Source organism: Microbacterium sp. MYb72, assembly GCF_002979415.1.
Classification (GTDB): Bacteria; Actinomycetota; Actinomycetes; order Actinomycetales; family Microbacteriaceae; genus Microbacterium; species Microbacterium natoriense.
This window is the reverse complement of record NZ_PCOT01000013.1, coordinates 37,723-54,583: the sequence shown is the minus strand read 5'-3', so window position 1 is coordinate 54,583 and position 16,861 is coordinate 37,723. Positions and strand designations below refer to the sequence as shown.

The 16,861-nt window shown below is 69.1% G+C and carries 15 protein-coding genes; 6 read left to right on the top strand and 9 right to left on the bottom strand.

From position 1 onward, the window contains the following. The first annotated feature begins 248 nt into the window (after nucleotides 1-248). Nucleotides 249-899, top strand: a complete 651-nt coding sequence (locus CQ047_RS09200; RefSeq protein ID WP_105674552.1) for a pentapeptide repeat-containing protein — start codon at nucleotides 249-251, stop codon at nucleotides 897-899. Here CQ047_RS09200 and CQ047_RS09195 read toward each other — a convergent pair. The 4 genes from CQ047_RS09195 to CQ047_RS09180 form a co-directional block, all read right to left on the bottom strand. After that, on the bottom strand, nucleotides 884-2,374 hold the full coding sequence (locus CQ047_RS09195) for an ABC transporter ATP-binding protein (protein WP_105674465.1): 1,491 nt from the start codon (nucleotides 2,372-2,374) through the stop codon (nucleotides 884-886). The genes CQ047_RS09200 and CQ047_RS09195 overlap by 16 nt on opposite strands. Next, the gene (locus CQ047_RS09190) at nucleotides 2,371-3,174 is read right to left on the bottom strand and encodes an ABC transporter permease (RefSeq protein ID WP_105674463.1); all 804 of its coding nucleotides are present in this window, start codon (nucleotides 3,172-3,174) and stop codon (nucleotides 2,371-2,373) included. Before CQ047_RS09190 ends, CQ047_RS09195 begins: the two co-directional genes overlap by 4 nt. Then, entirely contained in the window at nucleotides 3,171-4,124 is a 954-nt protein-coding gene (locus CQ047_RS09185) for an ABC transporter permease (RefSeq protein WP_105674461.1), read from the bottom strand. The genes CQ047_RS09190 and CQ047_RS09185 overlap by 4 nt, the downstream gene beginning before the upstream one ends. Nucleotides 4,125-4,185: 61 nt before the next feature. Beyond that, nucleotides 4,186-5,796: an ABC transporter substrate-binding protein gene (locus tag CQ047_RS09180; protein WP_105674459.1), complete on the bottom strand. Its 1,611-nt coding sequence runs from the start codon at nucleotides 5,794-5,796 to the stop codon at nucleotides 4,186-4,188. A 164-nt stretch (nucleotides 5,797-5,960) separates the two neighbouring features. Between CQ047_RS09180 and valS the strand changes: the two genes are divergently transcribed. Next, nucleotides 5,961-8,555, top strand: coding sequence for a valine--tRNA ligase (gene valS, locus CQ047_RS09175; RefSeq protein WP_105674457.1), 2,595 nt, complete (start codon nucleotides 5,961-5,963; stop codon nucleotides 8,553-8,555). Beyond that, nucleotides 8,555-8,770, top strand: coding sequence for a hypothetical protein (locus tag CQ047_RS09170; protein WP_105674550.1), 216 nt, complete (start codon nucleotides 8,555-8,557; stop codon nucleotides 8,768-8,770). Before valS ends, CQ047_RS09170 begins: the two co-directional genes overlap by 1 nt. Before the next feature lie 115 nt (nucleotides 8,771-8,885). Here the strand turns inward: CQ047_RS09170 and CQ047_RS09165 are convergent, their stop codons facing one another. The 4 genes from CQ047_RS09165 to tdh all read right to left on the bottom strand — a co-directional run bounded on the left by CQ047_RS09165 (nucleotide 8,886) and on the right by tdh (nucleotide 11,997). After that, nucleotides 8,886-9,104 (bottom strand): hypothetical protein, encoded by a 219-nt coding sequence (locus CQ047_RS09165; protein ID WP_105674455.1) that lies wholly within the window; start codon nucleotides 9,102-9,104, stop codon nucleotides 8,886-8,888. Further along, nucleotides 9,101-9,697: a transcriptional regulator gene (locus CQ047_RS09160; protein ID WP_105674453.1), complete on the bottom strand. Its 597-nt coding sequence runs from the start codon at nucleotides 9,695-9,697 to the stop codon at nucleotides 9,101-9,103. The genes CQ047_RS09165 and CQ047_RS09160 overlap by 4 nt, the downstream gene beginning before the upstream one ends. A 61-nt stretch (nucleotides 9,698-9,758) precedes the next feature. After that, nucleotides 9,759-10,937 carry a glycine C-acetyltransferase gene (locus CQ047_RS09155; RefSeq protein WP_105674451.1) on the bottom strand — a complete coding sequence of 393 codons (1,179 nt, stop codon included), beginning with the start codon at nucleotides 10,935-10,937 and terminating at the stop codon, nucleotides 9,759-9,761. 16 nt (nucleotides 10,938-10,953) lie between these two features. Next, on the bottom strand, nucleotides 10,954-11,997 hold the full coding sequence (gene tdh / locus CQ047_RS09150) for an L-threonine 3-dehydrogenase (protein WP_105674450.1): 1,044 nt from the start codon (nucleotides 11,995-11,997) through the stop codon (nucleotides 10,954-10,956). Between the two features lie 81 nt (nucleotides 11,998-12,078). Here tdh and CQ047_RS09145 point away from each other — a divergent pair, with 81 nt between their 5' ends. Genes CQ047_RS09145 through CQ047_RS09135 form a run of 3 tightly spaced genes read left to right on the top strand, consistent with a single transcriptional unit; the run spans nucleotide 12,079 to nucleotide 15,534 of the window. After that, nucleotides 12,079-12,987, top strand: a complete 909-nt coding sequence (locus tag CQ047_RS09145) for a LysR family transcriptional regulator (protein WP_105674448.1) — start codon at nucleotides 12,079-12,081, stop codon at nucleotides 12,985-12,987. After that, the gene (locus tag CQ047_RS09140; RefSeq protein WP_105674446.1) at nucleotides 12,984-15,035 is read left to right on the top strand and encodes a M3 family metallopeptidase; all 2,052 of its coding nucleotides are present in this window, start codon (nucleotides 12,984-12,986) and stop codon (nucleotides 15,033-15,035) included. The genes CQ047_RS09145 and CQ047_RS09140 overlap by 4 nt, the downstream gene beginning before the upstream one ends. Nucleotides 15,036-15,039: 4 nt before the next feature. Beyond that, the gene (locus CQ047_RS09135) at nucleotides 15,040-15,534 is read left to right on the top strand and encodes a GyrI-like domain-containing protein (RefSeq protein WP_105674444.1); all 495 of its coding nucleotides are present in this window, start codon (nucleotides 15,040-15,042) and stop codon (nucleotides 15,532-15,534) included. 54 nt (nucleotides 15,535-15,588) lie between these two features. Here the strand turns inward: CQ047_RS09135 and clpX are convergent, their stop codons facing one another. Beyond that, entirely contained in the window at nucleotides 15,589-16,857 is a 1,269-nt protein-coding gene (clpX, locus tag CQ047_RS09130; protein ID WP_105674442.1) for an ATP-dependent Clp protease ATP-binding subunit ClpX, read from the bottom strand. Nucleotides 16,858-16,861 lie beyond the last annotated feature (4 nt).

Genomic DNA, 16,861 nt, shown 5'->3' with positions numbered 1-16,861 from the left:
GCGGACCGCGGTACCACCTCGCTTACCGCGCCTCACGGCGGGGCCACTCTCACTGCGGCTGTGACGGGCCTGCCCCGCTCGGTTCTACTGGCCCCGGCAGGCTCAGCCTGTCGATGCGTTCTTCCGAGAGCTCCCCGGTGATGGCCGGATCGATGCTCGTGCCCCCATTGTACGCGGCACAGCAGCAGTCGAGGACCGTCGTGCTCCGCCGCTCACTGAGCGTCGGAGGCACCCCCTACCCTCGAACCATGGCACGTTCGTCCGATTCCCCCGCCGCTCCTCGCGTCTCTCCCCCCGACCTTCCTCGTGAGTACGTCGACGCCGCCCCCGCGCGCAGCGCCGACCTCGTGGCAGCGCGTCTCGACCTCGACGGACCGGCAGATCTCGCGTACGCGTCGCTCGAGCAGTGCGTCGTTGTCGCCGACGCGGATGCCGTCGATCTCACCGGAGCCACGCTCCTCGACGTCGAGATGACCGGAGTCCGCATCGCCTCCCTCCGCATGCGGGGTGCGAGCGTCCGTCGCCTGCGGATCGCCGGCGGACGAATCGGCACCCTCGATCTCAGCGACGCCAGGATCGACGAGCTCGAGCTCCGCGACCTCCGCGTGGACTACCTGAACCTCGGTGGCGCGAAGGCGGTCGACGTCGATGTCGTCGACTGCAGCATCCGCACGGTCGATCTCCCCCAGTCCGAGCTCACGAGGGTGCGCTTCCGCGGTACGTCCAGCGACGAGGTCGACCCACGGGGGATGCGGGCCGTCGACGTCGATCTCCGCGGCCTCGACGCGCTGAGCTACCTCGACGCGAACAGCCTGCGCGGCACGACGCTCTCCGGCTTCCAGGTGCAGCAGCTCGCACCCGTCCTCGCCGCGAGCATCGGCATTCAGGTCAAGGACTGACCGCTCGCCGCCAGCAGCTCCCTCGTGAACGGGTGCCGCGGGGCCGCGAAGACCTCAGACACGCGACCCTGCTCCACGATCCGTCCGTCCTGCATCACCAGCACCGTGTCGCAGACCGCCCCGACGACGTCGAGATCGTGCGAGACGAAGATCATGGTCAGCCCGCGCGTCCGCTGCAGCCGCACCAGCAGCTGCAGCACGCGCTCCCGGACCGAGGGGTCGAGGGCGGAGACCGGCTCGTCGAGCACCAGCACGTCCGGCTCGGCGGCGAGCGCGCGGGCGATCGCCGCCCGCTGTCGCTGACCGCCGGACAGCGCGATGGGGCGCCGGTCTGCGAGCCCCGGATCGAGGTCGACCTCCGCCATGAGGGCCGCCGTCTTCGCCGCGCGCTGCGCACGGGGCACCCCGCCAGCGGCGAGCGCCTCCCGCAGCGATCGTCCGATCGTCCAGCGGGGGTCGAAGGCGCCGAGCGGATTCTGATGCACGAGCTGCACCCGATGGGTCCCCTGCCAGCGCAGCTCCCCGGCATCCGGAGTCTCCACGCCGACGATCATGCGAGCGAGCGTCGTCTTGCCCGATCCCGACTCCCCCACCACGCCGAGTGTGCGCCCCTCCGGCACGGCGAAGTCCGCATCGACCACCGCCGGCACGCCGCCGAAGCTCTTCGCGACCCCGCTGCCCACGAGCACAGGGGTCGGGTCTCCCTCTTCCGTCTCTCTCGGCGTGTGACGGGTCGCGGCGATCAGCTCGCGCGTGTAGTCGTGCCGAGGGTTCTCCAGCACGTCCGCCGTGTTCCCCTCCTCGACGACGATGCCCCCGCGCATGACCAGCACCCGATCCGCCAGTCTGCGGACCGCCGCGAAGTCGTGGCTGATGAACAGCACAGCGGTGCCGGCGTCGGCGATCTCCCTCAGCAGTGCGAGGATGCGCGCCTGGACGGTGGCGTCCAGCGCCGTGGTGGGCTCGTCCGCAACGAGCACGGCGGGCCCGGCCGCGAGGGCGGAGGCGATCAGCGCCCTCTGGCGGAGCCCCCCGGAGAGCTCATGCGAGTACTGGCGCGCGCGGCGCTCCGGATCGGGCATCCACACTCGGCGCAGCTGCTCCTGCACGCGCTCGGGTCCCGCGTCGAGCCCGTGGATGCGCAGCGGCTCGGCGACCTCGCTGCCGATCCTCTGCAGCGGGTCGAGCGACACCAGCGCATCCTGGGACACCAGCGCGATGCGCGCGCCCCTGAGCCGTCGCCATGCGCGCTCGCCGAGGCCCGCGGCATCCTCGCCGTCGATCAGCAGGCGATCGACGTGCACGCGCCCAGCGCTCAGCCCGAGCAGCGCCCGCGCCGTGAGGGATTTGCCCGCACCGGATTCCCCGACGATCGCGACGCACTCCCCCGGTGCCACCGAGAACGACACGCCGTCGACGACCGCCGGCCCGCCGAAGCCGATGCGCAGCCCCTGCACCTCCAGCGCGGCCGTCATGACCTCACCCCGTCGGCGCGCGCTCGGAGCATGCGACCGACGACGGTCGCAGCGACGACGGTCAGGGTGATGGCCGCCCCGGGGAACACCGAGATCCACCAGGCCTGTCCGAGCACGTTGCGTCCTCCCGAGAGCATGAGACCCCACTCCGGGGTCGGCTCGGCAGGGCCGAGCCCGAGGAAGCTGAGCCCTGCGGCGGCGAGGATGCTGGATCCGATGCCGATCGTGGCGAGGACGCTCAGCGAACCGAGCACCCCCGGCGCCACGTGCCGCAGGAACGCCGAGAAGCGAGGGACGCCGAGGATCCGCGCCGCCTCGACGTGCTCGGCGAGGCGCAGCGTGCGGGTCTGCACCCGTGCCAGTCGGACGTAGACGGGAACAGCGGCGAGCGTCACCGCGATCGCGATGTTCACGGGTCCCGGCCCGAGCACGGCGATCACGACGAGCGCGACGAGGAACTCCGGGAAGGCCATCAGCACGTCGTTCACCCGCATGAGCGCGACATCGAGACCACGGGGCGAGACGCCGGCGAGAGAGCCGATCGCGAGACCGACGACCAGGGCGATGCCGGTGGCGAGCAGCCCGATGCCCACGGACCGCCCGGCTCCATGCACGACCCGCGAGTACACGTCCCGCCCGCTCTGGTCGGTGCCGAAGAGGTGCTCGGCGCTCGGAGGCAGCAGCGCGGAGCGCACGTCGGTCTGGAGCGGATCGTGCGTCGCGAGGACGTCGGGCAGCAGCGCCGCGAACGCGATGACGGCCAGGATGGCGACGGCCGTCCACAGCAGAACGCGCCTCATCGGACACCCGCCGATCGGGAGCGCAGACGCGGGTCGATGAGCGGATGGATCAGCTCGACCACCACGTTCACGATCACGAACACCACGGCGCTGAGCAGGATGATCCCCGTGATGACGGGGAGATCGCGATCGCTGATCGCCGCGAGGGTGACGCGACCGAGGCCCGGGCGGGCGAACACCGTCTCCACGAGCACCGCCCCGCCCAGCACGGAGCCGGTGAGGTAGGCGGCCAGGGTGATCGCGCCGGCGGCGCCGTGACGCAGCCCGTGCCGTGCGGTGAACCGGAGCGGACTCGCTCCCCGCGCGCGCACCGTCTCGGCGAACGGCATCCGCTCCGCCTGCACGAGCCCGTCGCGCAGCACCTGGCTGAGCAGGGCGGCCACGGGCAGGGCGAGGGTGACGGCGGGCAGCACGATCGTGGCGGGATTGCGCGTGCCGGAGACCGGGAACCACCCCAGTCCGAAAGCGAACACGCTCAGCAGCACGAGGCCGATCCAGAACACCGGCGACGACAGCACCACGAGCTCGATTCCGGCCGCGACGGCGCGAGCGGCCCGCCCGCGTACGAGGAACGACACGGCGAGCGCGAGCACGATCGCGATCAGCAGCGCGAGTGCCGCCAACTGGACCGTCGCACCGAGCTGTCTGCCGATGACCTCGGTCACCGGCAGACGCAGCTGATACGACTCGCCCAGATCGCCGCGGGCCAGCCTCCCGATGAAGCCCGCGTACTGCTCCAGCGGCGGTCGATCCAGCCCGAGTTCGGTGCGGATCGAGTCCTTGACGGCCTCGCTCACCTGGGCCTGCGGGCCGAGCATGACCGAGACCGGATCTCCGGGGATCACCCGGAAGGCGAGGAAGGCCAGCGTGGCGGCGCCCCAGAGCACGGCGGCGGCCGAGGCGACGATCCCGGCGATGCGGAGCAGCACGGCCTTCACCCGTCTCGTCACCTCGACTCGCTCCGTTCGCTCGGGACGGCGCTCGTCTCGTTCCCTCGGCGGCGGAGGGGCGTCAGCCGACGCTCACATCGTAGAACAGCGGCCGCCCGTACAGGTCGTAGTCGAGGCCCTTGACCCGCTCGCCCACCGCGGTGATCGCCGAGGGGCTGTAAAGCGGGACGATGGCGACATGCTGGGCGTTCCACTGCTGCACCTGGGTGTAGAGCTCGTCGCGCTTCTTCTGGTCGCTCGTCGCGACCGCCTCTTCGAGGAGCGCGTCGAGGGCGGGGTCGGAGACCTGCGAGGCGTTCTGGAAGCCGTCCGTGTGCAGGTGGTTGCGCAGGAAGTCCGGGTCGACTCCGGAGAAGTCCCAGTCCGTGAGGTCGAAGGTCTTCGGACCGTACTGCTCGTTGTACTTGCCCGGTTCGAGCGTCTCCCGGACGACCTCGAAGCCGATCTTCTTGAGGTCGGACTGGATGGCGTTCGCGAGCGCTGCTCGGTCATCGGGGATCGGGGTCCAGGCGATCCAGCGCACGGAGAGGCGCGTGCCGTCCTTCATGCGGATGCCGTCGGCGTCGCGCTCCGTCCAGCCGGCCTCGTCGAGCAGGGCGTTCGCCGCATCCTCGTCGTAGGGCCAGGTGCCCTCGAGCGATGCGTCGTACCCGGGCGTCGTCGAGCCGAGGATGCTCCACGCCCGCGGGAACTGGCCGAAGAAGATCTCCTCGACGGCGGAGTCGATGTCGATGCCCCGCGAGAACGCCTGGCGCACCTTCTCGTCGGCGAACACGCCGTACTTCTCGTTCAGGTACAGCGAGTACGGCAGACCAGGGTACTCGACCGAGTCCACGGTGACGCCATCGCCCAGTTCCTTCACCAGGTTCGGCGGCATGTTGCTGGCGATGTCGGACTCGCCGCTCTTCACGACTCCGGCGCGGACCGACGCCTCGGGCTGGATCTCGACGCGCAGGGTCTCGACCTTCGGCGCCGTGGCGTCGTGCGGTCCCCAGGCGTAATCGTCGTTGCGGGTGTAGACGATCTCCTGATCGGGCGTGTACTCGGTGAGCTCGAAGGGCCCGGTTCCGACAGTGATCCCCGGACCGCCCGCCTTGAGCTTGTCGGCGGACTCCTTCAGCACCTTCGGCGAGTAGAACCCGAGCTGAGGAGTGCTCGCCGCCTGGAGGAAGGGAGCGTAGGGCTGGGTGAAGGACACCTTCACGGTGTGGTCGTCGACGACCTCGGTGCCCTTGTAGTAGTCGGCGCCGAGCATGCTCGCGGCCTGCGCGGACTTCGTCGCCGGGTCGACGATGCGGTCGAAGTTGGCTTTGACGGCCGCGGCGTCGAACTTCTCTCCGTCGGTGAAGGTGACGTCGTCTCGCAGCGTGAAGGTGTACTCCGTGCTGTCGGGCGACACCTCCCACTTCGTCGCGAGCCACGGGGTGAAGCTGCCGTCATCCTCCTGGAACACCAGCGAGTCGAGCACGGCGCGCTGCACCATGCCGGAGACGTCGAGCTGGCTCACCTGCGGGTCCATGTGCCCCGCCGAGAGGTTGGCTCCTTCGATGGACCACACGATCTCGTCAGAGGCGTCGCCGCTGCCGGCGGAGGTGCAGGCACTGAGAACCAGGGCGGAGGCGGCCGCGAGTGCCACGGCGGGCAGGAGGCGACGCAGGGAGCGTGCGGGCATGGCGATTCCTCAGGAAGAACGGATCGGGATGCTTCGATTCTACGGCGGATTCTTGGACGGGGTCGATGTACGACCCCCTTGTTATGCGGTCGGTACACTGGAGGCACAATCCACACTCAGGCACGCTCACACAGTGCCGCATACATCGCTCGAGGAGACCTCCCATGTCCGCTATTCCCGACAAGCCCGCACTCGAAGGTCTCGAAGCGAAGTGGAACGACGCATGGGCGGAGCAGGGCACCTACCTGTTCGACCGCATCCGCGCCGCGCAGACCGGGCGTGACGGCGTCTACTCGATCGACACCCCGCCGCCGACGGCATCCGGCTCCCTGCACATCGGGCACGTGTTCTCCTACACGCACACCGACATCAAGGCGCGGTTCGAGCGCATGCGCGGCAAGACCGTCTTCTACCCCATGGGCTGGGACGACAACGGCCTCCCCACCGAGCGTCGGGTGCAGAACTACTACGGGGTGCGCTGCGATCCCTCACTCCCCTACGACCCCGACTTCACCCCGCCGTTCGAGGGCGGAGACAACAAGTCCTCGCGCGCTGCCGACCAGCTGCCGATCAGCCGCCGCAACTTCATCGAGCTGTGCGAGCGGCTGACGGTCGAGGACGAGAAGCACTTCGAGGCGCTGTTCCGCCAGCTCGGCCTCAGCGTCGACTGGACCCAGACCTACCGGACGATCTCCGACGATACGATCCGGCAGAGCCAGCTCGCCTTCCTGCGCAACATCGAGCGCGGCGAGGCCTACCAGGCCCTCGCGCCGACGCTGTGGGACATCGACTTCCGCTCGGCGATCGCGCAGGCCGAGCTCGAGGACCGCGACCAGCAGGCCGCGTACCACACCATCGACTTCCCGTTCTCCGACGGCTCCGGCTCGATCACCATCGAGACCACGCGCCCCGAGCTCCTCCCCGCGTGCATCGCGATCGTGACGCACCCGGAGGGACCGCACAAGCACCTGATCGGCACGAAGGTGACCACGCCGTTCTTCGGCGCCGAGATCGAGATCCACGGCCACCACCTCGCGCTCGCCGACAAGGGCACCGGCGCGGCCATGGTCTGCACCTTCGGCGACGTGACGGACATCGTGTGGTGGCGCGAGCTGCGCACCGTGTCGGGCGATCACCTGCCGAACATGACGACCATCGGCCTCGACGGCCGATTCCTCCCCGACGCCCCCTCCTCGGTGGCGGATGCGGCGGCGCAGCAGTGGTACGCCGAGGAGCTCGCGGGCAAGACCGTGTTCTCCGCGCGCAAGGCCATCGTGGAGAAGCTGCAGGAGACCGGCGCGATGACCGCGGTCGGCAAGCCCTTCAACCACGCGGTGAAGTTCTTCGAGAAGGGCGACCGCCCCCTCGAGATCGTGTCGACCCGGCAGTGGTACATCCGCAACGGCGCCCGTGACGCCGAGCTGCGCGATGCGCTCATCGGCCACGGCGCCGAGCTCGCCTGGCACCCGGACTTCATGCGCGTGCGCTACGAGAACTGGGTCGGCGGTCTCACGGGCGACTGGCTCGTGTCCCGCCAGCGCTTCTTCGGCGTGCCGATCCCGCTGTGGTACGCGCTCGACGAGAACGGTGACCGCGATTACGACCGCGTGCTCACGCCCGACCACTCCGCTCTTCCGATCGACCCGACCACCGACGTGCCGGCGGGGTACACCGCAGAGCAGCGCGGCGTGCCCGGTGGTTTCGACGCCGAGGCCGACATCCTCGACACCTGGGCGACGTCCTCGCTCACCCCGCAGCTCGCCGGCGGCTGGCAGCGCGACGAGGAGCTCTGGGAGCTCACCGCGCCGTTCGACCTGCGCCCGCAGGGTCAGGACATCATCCGCACCTGGCTGTTCTCGACCATGCTGCGCTCGACCCTCGAAGACGGCCGCTCGCCGTGGCGCAACGCCGCGATCAGCGGCTTCATCGTCGACCCCGACCGCAAGAAGATGTCGAAGTCCAAGGGCAACGTGGTCACGCCCGCCGACATCCTCGACACGCACGGATCGGATGCCGTGCGCTACTGGTCCGCGTCGAGCCGACTGGGCATGGACGCCGCCTTCGACCCGCAGAACCCGACGCAGGTGAAGATCGGCCGCCGACTCGCCATCAAGGTGCTGAACGCGGCGAAGTTCGTGCTCTCGTTCCCCGTGCCAGAGGGCGCGCAGGTCACGCACGCGCTGGACGCATCCATGCTGACGGCGCTCGACGGCGTCATCGCCGAGGCGACGAGGGCCTACGAGAACTACGACCAGGCCAAGGCCCTCGAAGTCACCGAGGCCTTCTTCTGGACCTTCTGCGACGACTACCTCGAGCTCGTCAAGGAGCGCGCGTACAACCAGAACGACGTGGGTCAGGCGTCCGCGGCCCTCGCGCTGCGCCTCGCTCTGTCGACGCTGCTGCGACTGCTCGCGCCGATCCTCTCCTTCGCGACAGAAGAGGTGTGGTCCTGGTTCGAGGAGGGCTCCGTGCACACGGCATCCTGGCCCGAGCCGCTGGGCATCGAGGGAGACGCCGCGGTGCTGTCGGTGGCCAGCGAGGCCCTGATCAGCATCCGTCGTGCGAAGACCGAGGCGAAGGCGTCGCAGAAGACCCCCGTCGCGAGCGCCATGATCACCGCCCCGGCCGAGAAGTACGAGGCGCTTCAGGCCGCTGCCGCCGATCTGTCGGCCGTGGGTCGCATCGCGGAGCTCGGGCTCGCCGTTGGCGACGAGTTCGCGGTCACCGCGATCGAGCTCGCTCCCGTCGAGGCCGTGTGATGCAGCTCGGCACGCGGTGGGCCACGGGTTCGGAGCCGCCGGCGTCGGTGCCCGCCGCGCTGCGCCCCGCCATCGCCGAGGTCGAATCGCGCGGTATGAACGGCCACTGGACGCTCACGTGGCTCGAGGGCCGCGCGATCGCCGAGCTCGACGCCGGCTGGGAAGTGCTGCAGACGGCGTCCGGCGACATCGTGGCGCGCCCTTTCGAGGACTGACCTCCGCTCGCGACTGCCCGGTCGTCGAGCGAGAAGCGCAGCGACGAGACGAAACGCTTCACCTGATGTCTGACATCGGGTGAAGCGTTTCGTGTCTCTCGGCGATGCGGTGCCCTCACCTCCGAGGAAGACCGACCTGGGCGAGGAGGTGCTCGACGGCCCGGGGATCCTGTCTCCGGGCCTGCTGCTCGCGGAGCAGGTCGAGCGCGATCTCCCGGCGCTCGGCCCTGGCGGCGATGCGGCGTTCGACGTAGGCCGTGAGGTGCTCCGCCAGATGCAGGAGGCGGCGCTCGGCCTGCGTCGGCGCGGTGAGGTGGAGAGCGGCGCTGGTCATGATTCCTCCGTACTGGTGGTCGTGGGCAGGTCGAAGAGCTCAGCGCGCAGGGTCACGCGCCGGACGTCGGGGCCGGACTGGCCGCGGTAGCGGTCGACGACCTGATCGACGACGGCGCTGAGCTCGGCCTTGACCTCCTCCATCTGCGCCGCCGTCAGGTCGAGGTACGTCGTCATGATGATCCCGACGTCGCGCCATTCCTCCGGGATTGCGGACTCGTTGCGGTTCAGGTACGCCATCAGCGCCTCGTGACGCAGGCGGAAGAACTCGGCCGTGACGATCTGCGCGGAGGCGCGGTTCGACGGCGTCATCGAGTCGTCGGGACCCGGCAGATCGATGCGCCCCTTGGGCCTCTCCCACCAGCGCTCACGCGCCGTGCCACGCCCCTCGACCTCCTGGATCAGGTCGTGCGCGGCCAGCGCCCGCAGGTGATAGCTCATCGAACCGGACGTCTCGCCGACGAGAGCCGCGAGGGAGCTCGCCGTCTGCGGGCCCCTCTCGCTGAGGAGGTCGAAGATCCGCACGCGCAGCGGATGAGCGAGCGCCTTCAGCGCACCGGGGTCGAGGCTGCGGGACTTCGAGGGGTTCGTCATGCATGCAAAGATACCCTTGCAAAGACTTCTTTGCAAGCTTTTCTTTGCAAGTTCGTCGAGGTCAGCTCACGGCGGCCCGCGCCGCCACGAATGCGGCCACGCAGCGCTCGATCTGCTGCGGCGTGTGCGCAGCAGAGAGCTGCACGCGGATCCGCGCAAGACCCCGCGGGACGACAGGGAAGCTGAACGCCGTGACGTAGACGCCCCTGGCCTGCATCTCCTTCGCGACGCGGGCGGTCAGCGCGGCATCCCCGAACATCACCGGCACGATGGGGTGCTCCCCCGGCAGCAGTTCGAAACCCTCTGCGCTCATCCGCTCGCGGAACAGCGCGGCGTTCTCCCGAAGCCGAGCACGGAGATCGGCGGACCCCTCGACGAGGTCGAGCGCCGTGAGGGTTCCCGCGACGATCGCCGGCGCGAGGGTGTTCGAGAAGAGGTAGGGGCGCGAGCGCTGACGCAGCAGGGCGACGATGTCGGCGTGCGAGGCGACGTAGCCCCCTGACGCGCCGCCCAGCGCCTTGCCGAACGTGCCGGTGTAGATGTCCACTCTGTCCGCGACGCCGCACAGTTCAGGGGTGCCGCGTCCGTTCTCGCCCACGAAGCCGACGGCATGGGAGTCGTCGACGAAGACGAGGGCGTCGTAGCGCTCCGCGAGGTCGCAGATCTCCGCCAGCGGAGCGATGTAGCCGTCCATCGAGAAGACGCCGTCCGTGACGACGACGCGGAAGCGCGCGTCGGCTGCCGCCTTCAGCTGCTCCTCGAGGTCGGCCATGTCGCGGTTGCGATAGCGCAGGCGGCGGGCCTTCGAGAGGCGGATGCCGTCGATGATCGATGCGTGGTTGAGCTCGTCCGAGATGATCGCATCCTCGGCGCCGAACAGCGTCTCGAACACTCCCCCGTTCGCATCGAAGCAGGAGGAGTAGAGGATGGCGTCGTCGGTGCCGAGGAATCCGGCGAGACGACGTTCGAGTTCGAGATGCTGCTCCTGCGTGCCGCAGATGAAGCGCACGCTCGCCAGTCCGTACCCCCACTCGTCCAGCGCGCCCTTGGCGGCGTCGAGGATGCGGGCGTCGTCGGCGAGACCCAGGTAGTTGTTCGCGCAGAAGTTCAGCACCTCTGCACCGTCGGCGACGATCTCGGCGCTCTGCGGCCCGCGGATGCCGCGCTCGTGCTTGGTGAGCCCCGCCTCTTCGATCCCGCTGAGCTCTGCCGTCACATGGTTCTGGAATGTCCCGTACATCGCAAACTCCTTCGCTCTACAGCTGCGTCCAGTCGAGGATGATCTTCCCCGTTCCCGCCGACTCCGCGGCGGCGAAAGCCTTCTCCCAGTCACGCGCAGGGAGCACCTCCGCGATCACGCGGCCGATCGACTCGCGCAGGGTCGCGCTGCTCTGCAGCATCGCACCCATCGCGTTCCACGTCTCGAACATCTCGCGACCGTAGATGCCCTTGATCGTGAGCATGTGGGTGACGAGCTTGCCCCAGTCGATGTCGTAGCCGGCGCTCGGCAGACCGAGCATCGCGATGCGGCCGCCGTGGTTCATGTTGTCGATCATCGCGGGCAGCGCAGTGGCCGCGCCGCTCATCTCGAAGCCGACGTCGAACCCCTCCCGCATCGCGAGCGCCCGCTGCGCGTCGCGGATGTCGCTCCTCGACACGTCGACCACCTCGTCGGCGCCCATCTGCCGCGCCATCGCGAGGCGAGGAGCGCTGACATCCGTGGCGACGATGAAGCGTGCGCCCGCATGGCGTGCCACGGCGATCGCCATCAGCCCGATCGGGCCGCATCCCGTGACGAGGACGTCCTCTCCGATGAGGGGGAAGGTGAGGGCGGTGTGCACCGCGTTGCCGAGCGGATCGAAGATCGCCCCGAGCTCCGGCGTCACGTCGGAGTGGTGCACCCAGACGTTCGTCGCCGGCAGGGAGAGATACTCGGCGAAGGCGCCGTCGCGCTGGAGTCCGAGGCCGATCGTGCGGATGCACATCTGCCGACGGCCGGCGCGGCAGTTGCGGCAGGTTCCGCACACGATGTGCCCCTCGCCGGAGACGCGGTCGCCGACGGCGATGTCGCGCACGAGCGGACCGACCTCCACGACCTCGCCGTAGAACTCGTGGCCAGGGATCAGCGGCGCGTCGATCGCGGACGCGGCCCAGTCGTCCCAGCGGCGGATGTGCAGGTCGGTTCCGCAGATGCCGGTGCGGAGCACACGGATGACGACCTCGTCCGCCGCGGCCACCGGATCGGGGCGCTCCACCAGCTCGAGTCCTGCTGCGCGTTCTGCCTTGAACAAAGCCTTCATGCTTCGATCACACCGCACACGACGTTGTAGAGCAATCGCCGATTCCTGCAAAGTCTATGTAGTAAAAGCTAAACTGATGTGATGGAACTCCACCAGCTGCAGATCCTGCGCGAACTCGGAGCCCTCGGCAGCGTCACCGCCGTGGCCGAGGCCTTGAACGTCACACCGTCCGCCGTATCCCAGCACCTCTCCGCCCTGCAGCGGGGAGTCCGCACCCCGCTGACTCGCAGAGACGGCCGACGTCTCGCCCTCACTCCGGCCGGAGAGGTTCTCGCGGCGGCCGGCACGGAGGCGATCGACGCGATGGCCGCTGCGCGCAGCGCGTTGGACGAGTTCGAGAGCGAGCCGACAAGCGTCGTCACCATCAGCGGATTCCACAGCGCTGGGCAGGCGCTGTTCGGATCCCTCGTGCGCGAGCTGTCCGAGAGCGACGCCGCCCCGACGGTGCAGCTCACCGATGAGGATGTCGCTCAGAGTGACTTCCCCGCGCTCACGGCGCGCTACGACCTCGTGCTCGCTCACCGCATGGAGCACTCCGAGCCCTGGCCGAAAGCCGGCATCCGCAGCCTCACGCTCGTCAGCGAGCCCCTCGACGTCGCGGTCGCGGCAGCCCACCCCCTCGCCGCCCTCGACTCCCTGACCCCAGACGACGTCGTGGGGCAGCCGTGGGTGACCAGCCGCATCGGCTACTCCCCCGATGACGTGCTGCGGGCCGTCTCCGCCGTCGCGGGGCGCGCGCTCGAGATCAGGCATCGCATCAACGACTACGGCGCGGTCTCCGCGGTCGTCGCCGCCGGCGACGTGCTGGGGATGCTGCCGCGCTACACGTCGCGCAGCGTCGACGACCGGGACATCGTGCGACTCCCTCTCCTCGGAGTGAGCACGCATCGGCTCATCGACGTGCTCGCACGTCCGGAGAACCTGCGCCGGCGCTCGGTGCGGATCGTCGTGGAGGCGCTCGAACGGGTCATGGCTAGGCTCAAGGAATGACCGACGCCTCCAACCCGCTGCTGCAGCCGTCTTCGCTCCCCTACGGCCTCCCCGACTACGCCCGCATCAGGCCAGAGCACTATCTGCCCGCGTTCCGGGCGGCGTTCGCCAAGCAGCTGGGCGAGGTCGCGCGCATCACGATGGTCAGATCCATGCCGACGTTCGAGAACACGATCGAGGCGCTGGAGCGCTCCGGGGAGCTCCTCGACAGGGTCGCCCACGCGTTCTACACGGTGAGCTCAGCGGATGCGACGCCCGAGATCCAGGCCGTCGACGAACAGCTCGCTCCGCTGATGGCCGCGCACACCGACGCCATCACCCTCGACGGCGCCCTGTACTGGCGCGTCAGGCTCGTGCACGAGCAGCGGGACTCCCTCGACCTGGACGCGGAGCAGGGCTATCTGGTCGAACGGCGGTTCCGCGAGATGACGCACGCCGGGGCGGCGCTCGACGACGAGGCAAAGGCGCATCTCACGCTCCTCAATCAGCAGCTGTCCACCCTGAGCAACACGTTCGAGCGCAACCTCCTCAACGACACGAACGACCTCGCGGTGGTCTTCGACTCCGCGTCCGAACTCGACGGGCTCAGCGCCGGAGAGCTCTCCGCCGCCGCACGGGCTGCCCAGAGCCGCGGCCTCGACGGGAAGCTCCTCGTATCCCTCCCCCTCTTCACCGGACATCCGTACCTCGCACAGCTGCGCGATCGCGACGCACGCCGCCGCATCATGGACGCGTCGCGCAGCCGGGCATCGCGCGACAACGCCGACGACAACCGCCCCGTGCTGCGCGAGATCGTGCGTCTCCGTGCCGAACGCGCCGCACTGCTCGGGTACGAGTCCCACGCCGCGTACGTCACCGCGGACGAGACGGCGAAGACCCCCGACGCCGTCGAACGGATGCTGCGCGCGCTCGCTGCGCCGTCGGCCCGCAATGCTCGCGCGGAGCGAGCGGCGCTGCAGGCCATCGTCGACGGGACCGAGCCGGAGCCGTTCGAGATCGAGGCGCACGACTGGGCGTTCTACACCGAGCGGGTGCGGGCGGCGACCTACGACATCGACACCAGCGCGCTTCGTCCGTGGTTCGAGGCGGAGCGGGTCCTGCAGGACGGGGTGTTCTTCGCCGCCACGCGGCTGTACGGGGTGACGTTCCAGGAGCGGCCCGATCTGACGGCGTACCACCCCGGTGCGCGGGTGTTCGAGGTCTTCAACGCCGACGGTAGCGCGCTCGGGCTGTACGTCCTCGACCTCTACACGCGCGACTCGAAGCGCGGTGGAGCGTGGATGAACCCCATTGTCAGCCAGTCGCGTCTGCGCGGCACCGCCCCGGTGGTCGTCAACAATCTCAACGTGCCGGAGCCGGGAGACGGCGAGCCGACTCTGCTGACGCTCGATGAGGTGACGACGCTGTTCCACGAGTTCGGGCATGCGCTGCACGGGCTGTTCGCCGTCGTGACCTACCCCCATTTCTCCGGGACCAACGTGTACCGCGACTTCGTCGAGTTCCCCAGCCAGGTCAACGAGATGTGGATCCTCTGGCCGGAGGTCCTCGACAACTACGCACGGCACCACGAGACCGGCGAGCCCCTCGACCCGGCGATCGTCGACCGGCTCCGCGCCACGGAGACCTTCGACCAGGGACACGCCACCAGCGAGTACCTCGCCGCCGCCTGGCTGGATCAGGCGTGGCATCGGGTGGGTGCGGATGCCGACGTCGACGACGTGGCCGCGTTCGAGGCGGCGGCCCTCGCCGACATCGGCCTGAACGACCCGGTGGTCCCCACGCGCTACTCGTCGACGTACTTCGCGCACGTGTTCTCCGGCGGATACAGCGCCGGCTACTACTCGTACATCTGGAGTGAGGTGCTCGACGCCGACACGGTCGACTGGTTCCGCGAGAACGGCGGTCTCACACGGGAGAACGGCGACCGCTTCCGCAACCGACTCCTCGGCGTCGGCGGATCGAAGGATCCCCTGGAGGCGTACCGTGACTTCCGCGGTCGCGATGCCGAGATCGCCCCTTTGCTGAAGCGGCGAGGGCTGGAAGACTGACCGCATGAGTGCGTTCCCCGAGACCCCGTTCGGCCTGATCGACCGCATCGAGCTGGATGCCGTGGCGCTGGCGGTGATCCGCCACGAGGGCATCACGATCGCGGATCTCCGCGACGTGTTCGACGCGGGCTACTCGGCACTGGGGTCGTTGTTCGCCTCGGGTGCCCTGGTGCCGGCGGGCCCCGCGGTGGCCGTGTACTACGGCGACCCGATGCGCGTGTTCGACCTCGAGCTCGGCTTCCCTGTCGTTCTCGCACCCGAGCAGCCCATCCTCGTGAACGGTCTCGAGGTCACGGCATCCGCTCTCCCGGCGGGTCCGGCGGCCGCGACGACCGTCCTGGGGTCGTACGACGAGCTCGGCGCCGGCTGGATGGGCCTGTCCGACCGAGCCCGCGCTGAGGGACTCGATTCGAGGGGCATCTGGATCGAGGTGTACGTCTCCGACCCGTCCACGGCGACGGACGCCTTGCGCACGGATCTCATCCTGCCCGTCGCCTGACGAGCACGACGAGAGGGCACGAACGCTCCCGTCGAGGCGAGACCGCCTCGACGCTCATGCGCTCTTGCGCTTGCGCTCCATCACGATGGTGGGCGGGGCGCCCTCGTCGACGGCAGCGCGGGTCACAATGACCTTGGCGACGTCTTCGGCCGAGGGGATCTCGAACATGATCGGTCCGAGCACGTCTTCGAGGATGGCACGGAGACCACGAGCACCGGTCTTGCGTTCGACGGCGAGGTCGGCGATCGAGCGGAGCGCGTCCTCCTCGAACTCGAGCTGCACCCCGTCGATCTCGAACATGCGCTGGTACTGCTTGACCAGCGCGTTGCGCGGACCGGTGAGGATGTCGATCAGCGCGCTCTGGTCGAGCGGCGACACCGAGGTCACGACGGGAAGACGGCCGATGAACTCGGGGATGAGGCCGAACTTGTGCAGGTCCTCGGGCAGGACCTCGCTGAACAGATCGAGATCCTTGCCCTTGTCGTGCAGCGGAGCGCCGAAGCCGATGCCGTGCTTGCCGACGCGCGCCGAGACGATGTCCTCCAGGCCTGCGAAGGCGCCGGCGACGATGAACAGCACGTTCGAGGTGTCGATCTGCAGGAACTCCTGGTGCGGGTGCTTGCGACCGCCCTGCGGCGGCACCGATGCGACCGTGCCCTCGATGATCTTCAGCAGGGCCTGCTGCACGCCCTCACCGGAGACGTCGCGCGTGATCGACGGGTTCTCGGCCTTGCGGGCGATCTTGTCGACCTCGTCGATGTAGATGATGCCGGTCTCTGCGCGCTTGACGTCGTAGTCCGCCGCCTGGATGAGCTTGAGCAGGATGTTCTCGACGTCTTCTCCGACGTACCCTGCCTCGGTCAGCGCCGTCGCATCGGCGACGGCGAAGGGGACGTTGAGGCGCTTCGCGAGCGTCTGCGCGAGATAGGTCTTGCCGCAGCCGGTCGGGCCGATGAGCAGGATGTTGCTCTTGGCGATCTCGACGCTCTCGGCCTTCTGCTCAGCGGTCTGAAGCGTGCCGTGCGCGCGGATGCGCTTGTAGTGGTTGTAGACCGCGACGGCGAGGGCCTTCTTCGCGGGCTCCTGCCCGACGACGTACTCCTCGAGGAAGGAGAAGATCTCGCGCGGCTTGGGCAGATCGAAGTCGGCGGTTCCTGTGGCGGCGGACTCCGCCATCCGCTCCTCGATGATCTCGTTGCACAGCTCGACGCACTCGTCGCAGATGTACACACCGGGGCCAGCGATGAGCTGCTGCACCTGCTTCTGGCTCTTTCCGCAGAACGAGCACTTGAACAGGTCAGCGCTTTCACCGATACGGGCCATGCGC

What these genes read in the sequence shown, in the direction of transcription:
- tdh (WP_105674450.1), bottom strand. Translation starts at nt 11,997, where the DNA reads ATGAAGGCTTTGTTCAAGGCAGAACGCGCAGCAGGACTCGAGCTGGTG.
- clpX (WP_105674442.1), bottom strand. Translation starts at nt 16,857, where the DNA reads ATGGCCCGTATCGGTGAAAGCGCTGACCTGTTCAAGTGCTCGTTCTGC.
- valS (WP_105674457.1), top strand. Translation starts at nt 5,961, where the DNA reads ATGTCCGCTATTCCCGACAAGCCCGCACTCGAAGGTCTCGAAGCGAAG.
- CQ047_RS09195 (WP_105674465.1), bottom strand. Translation starts at nt 2,374, where the DNA reads ATGACGGCCGCGCTGGAGGTGCAGGGGCTGCGCATCGGCTTCGGCGGG.
- CQ047_RS09190 (WP_105674463.1), bottom strand. Translation starts at nt 3,174, where the DNA reads ATGAGGCGCGTTCTGCTGTGGACGGCCGTCGCCATCCTGGCCGTCATC.
- CQ047_RS09155 (WP_105674451.1), bottom strand. Translation starts at nt 10,937, where the DNA reads ATGTACGGGACATTCCAGAACCATGTGACGGCAGAGCTCAGCGGGATC.
- CQ047_RS09135 (WP_105674444.1), top strand. Translation starts at nt 15,040, where the DNA reads ATGAGTGCGTTCCCCGAGACCCCGTTCGGCCTGATCGACCGCATCGAG.
- CQ047_RS09170 (WP_105674550.1), top strand. Translation starts at nt 8,555, where the DNA reads ATGCAGCTCGGCACGCGGTGGGCCACGGGTTCGGAGCCGCCGGCGTCG.
- CQ047_RS09145 (WP_105674448.1), top strand. Translation starts at nt 12,079, where the DNA reads ATGGAACTCCACCAGCTGCAGATCCTGCGCGAACTCGGAGCCCTCGGC.
- CQ047_RS09180 (WP_105674459.1), bottom strand. Translation starts at nt 5,796, where the DNA reads ATGCCCGCACGCTCCCTGCGTCGCCTCCTGCCCGCCGTGGCACTCGCG.
- CQ047_RS09140 (WP_105674446.1), top strand. Translation starts at nt 12,984, where the DNA reads ATGACCGACGCCTCCAACCCGCTGCTGCAGCCGTCTTCGCTCCCCTAC.
- CQ047_RS09165 (WP_105674455.1), bottom strand. Translation starts at nt 9,104, where the DNA reads ATGACCAGCGCCGCTCTCCACCTCACCGCGCCGACGCAGGCCGAGCGC.
- CQ047_RS09160 (WP_105674453.1), bottom strand. Translation starts at nt 9,697, where the DNA reads ATGACGAACCCCTCGAAGTCCCGCAGCCTCGACCCCGGTGCGCTGAAG.
- CQ047_RS09200 (WP_105674552.1), top strand. Translation starts at nt 249, where the DNA reads ATGGCACGTTCGTCCGATTCCCCCGCCGCTCCTCGCGTCTCTCCCCCC.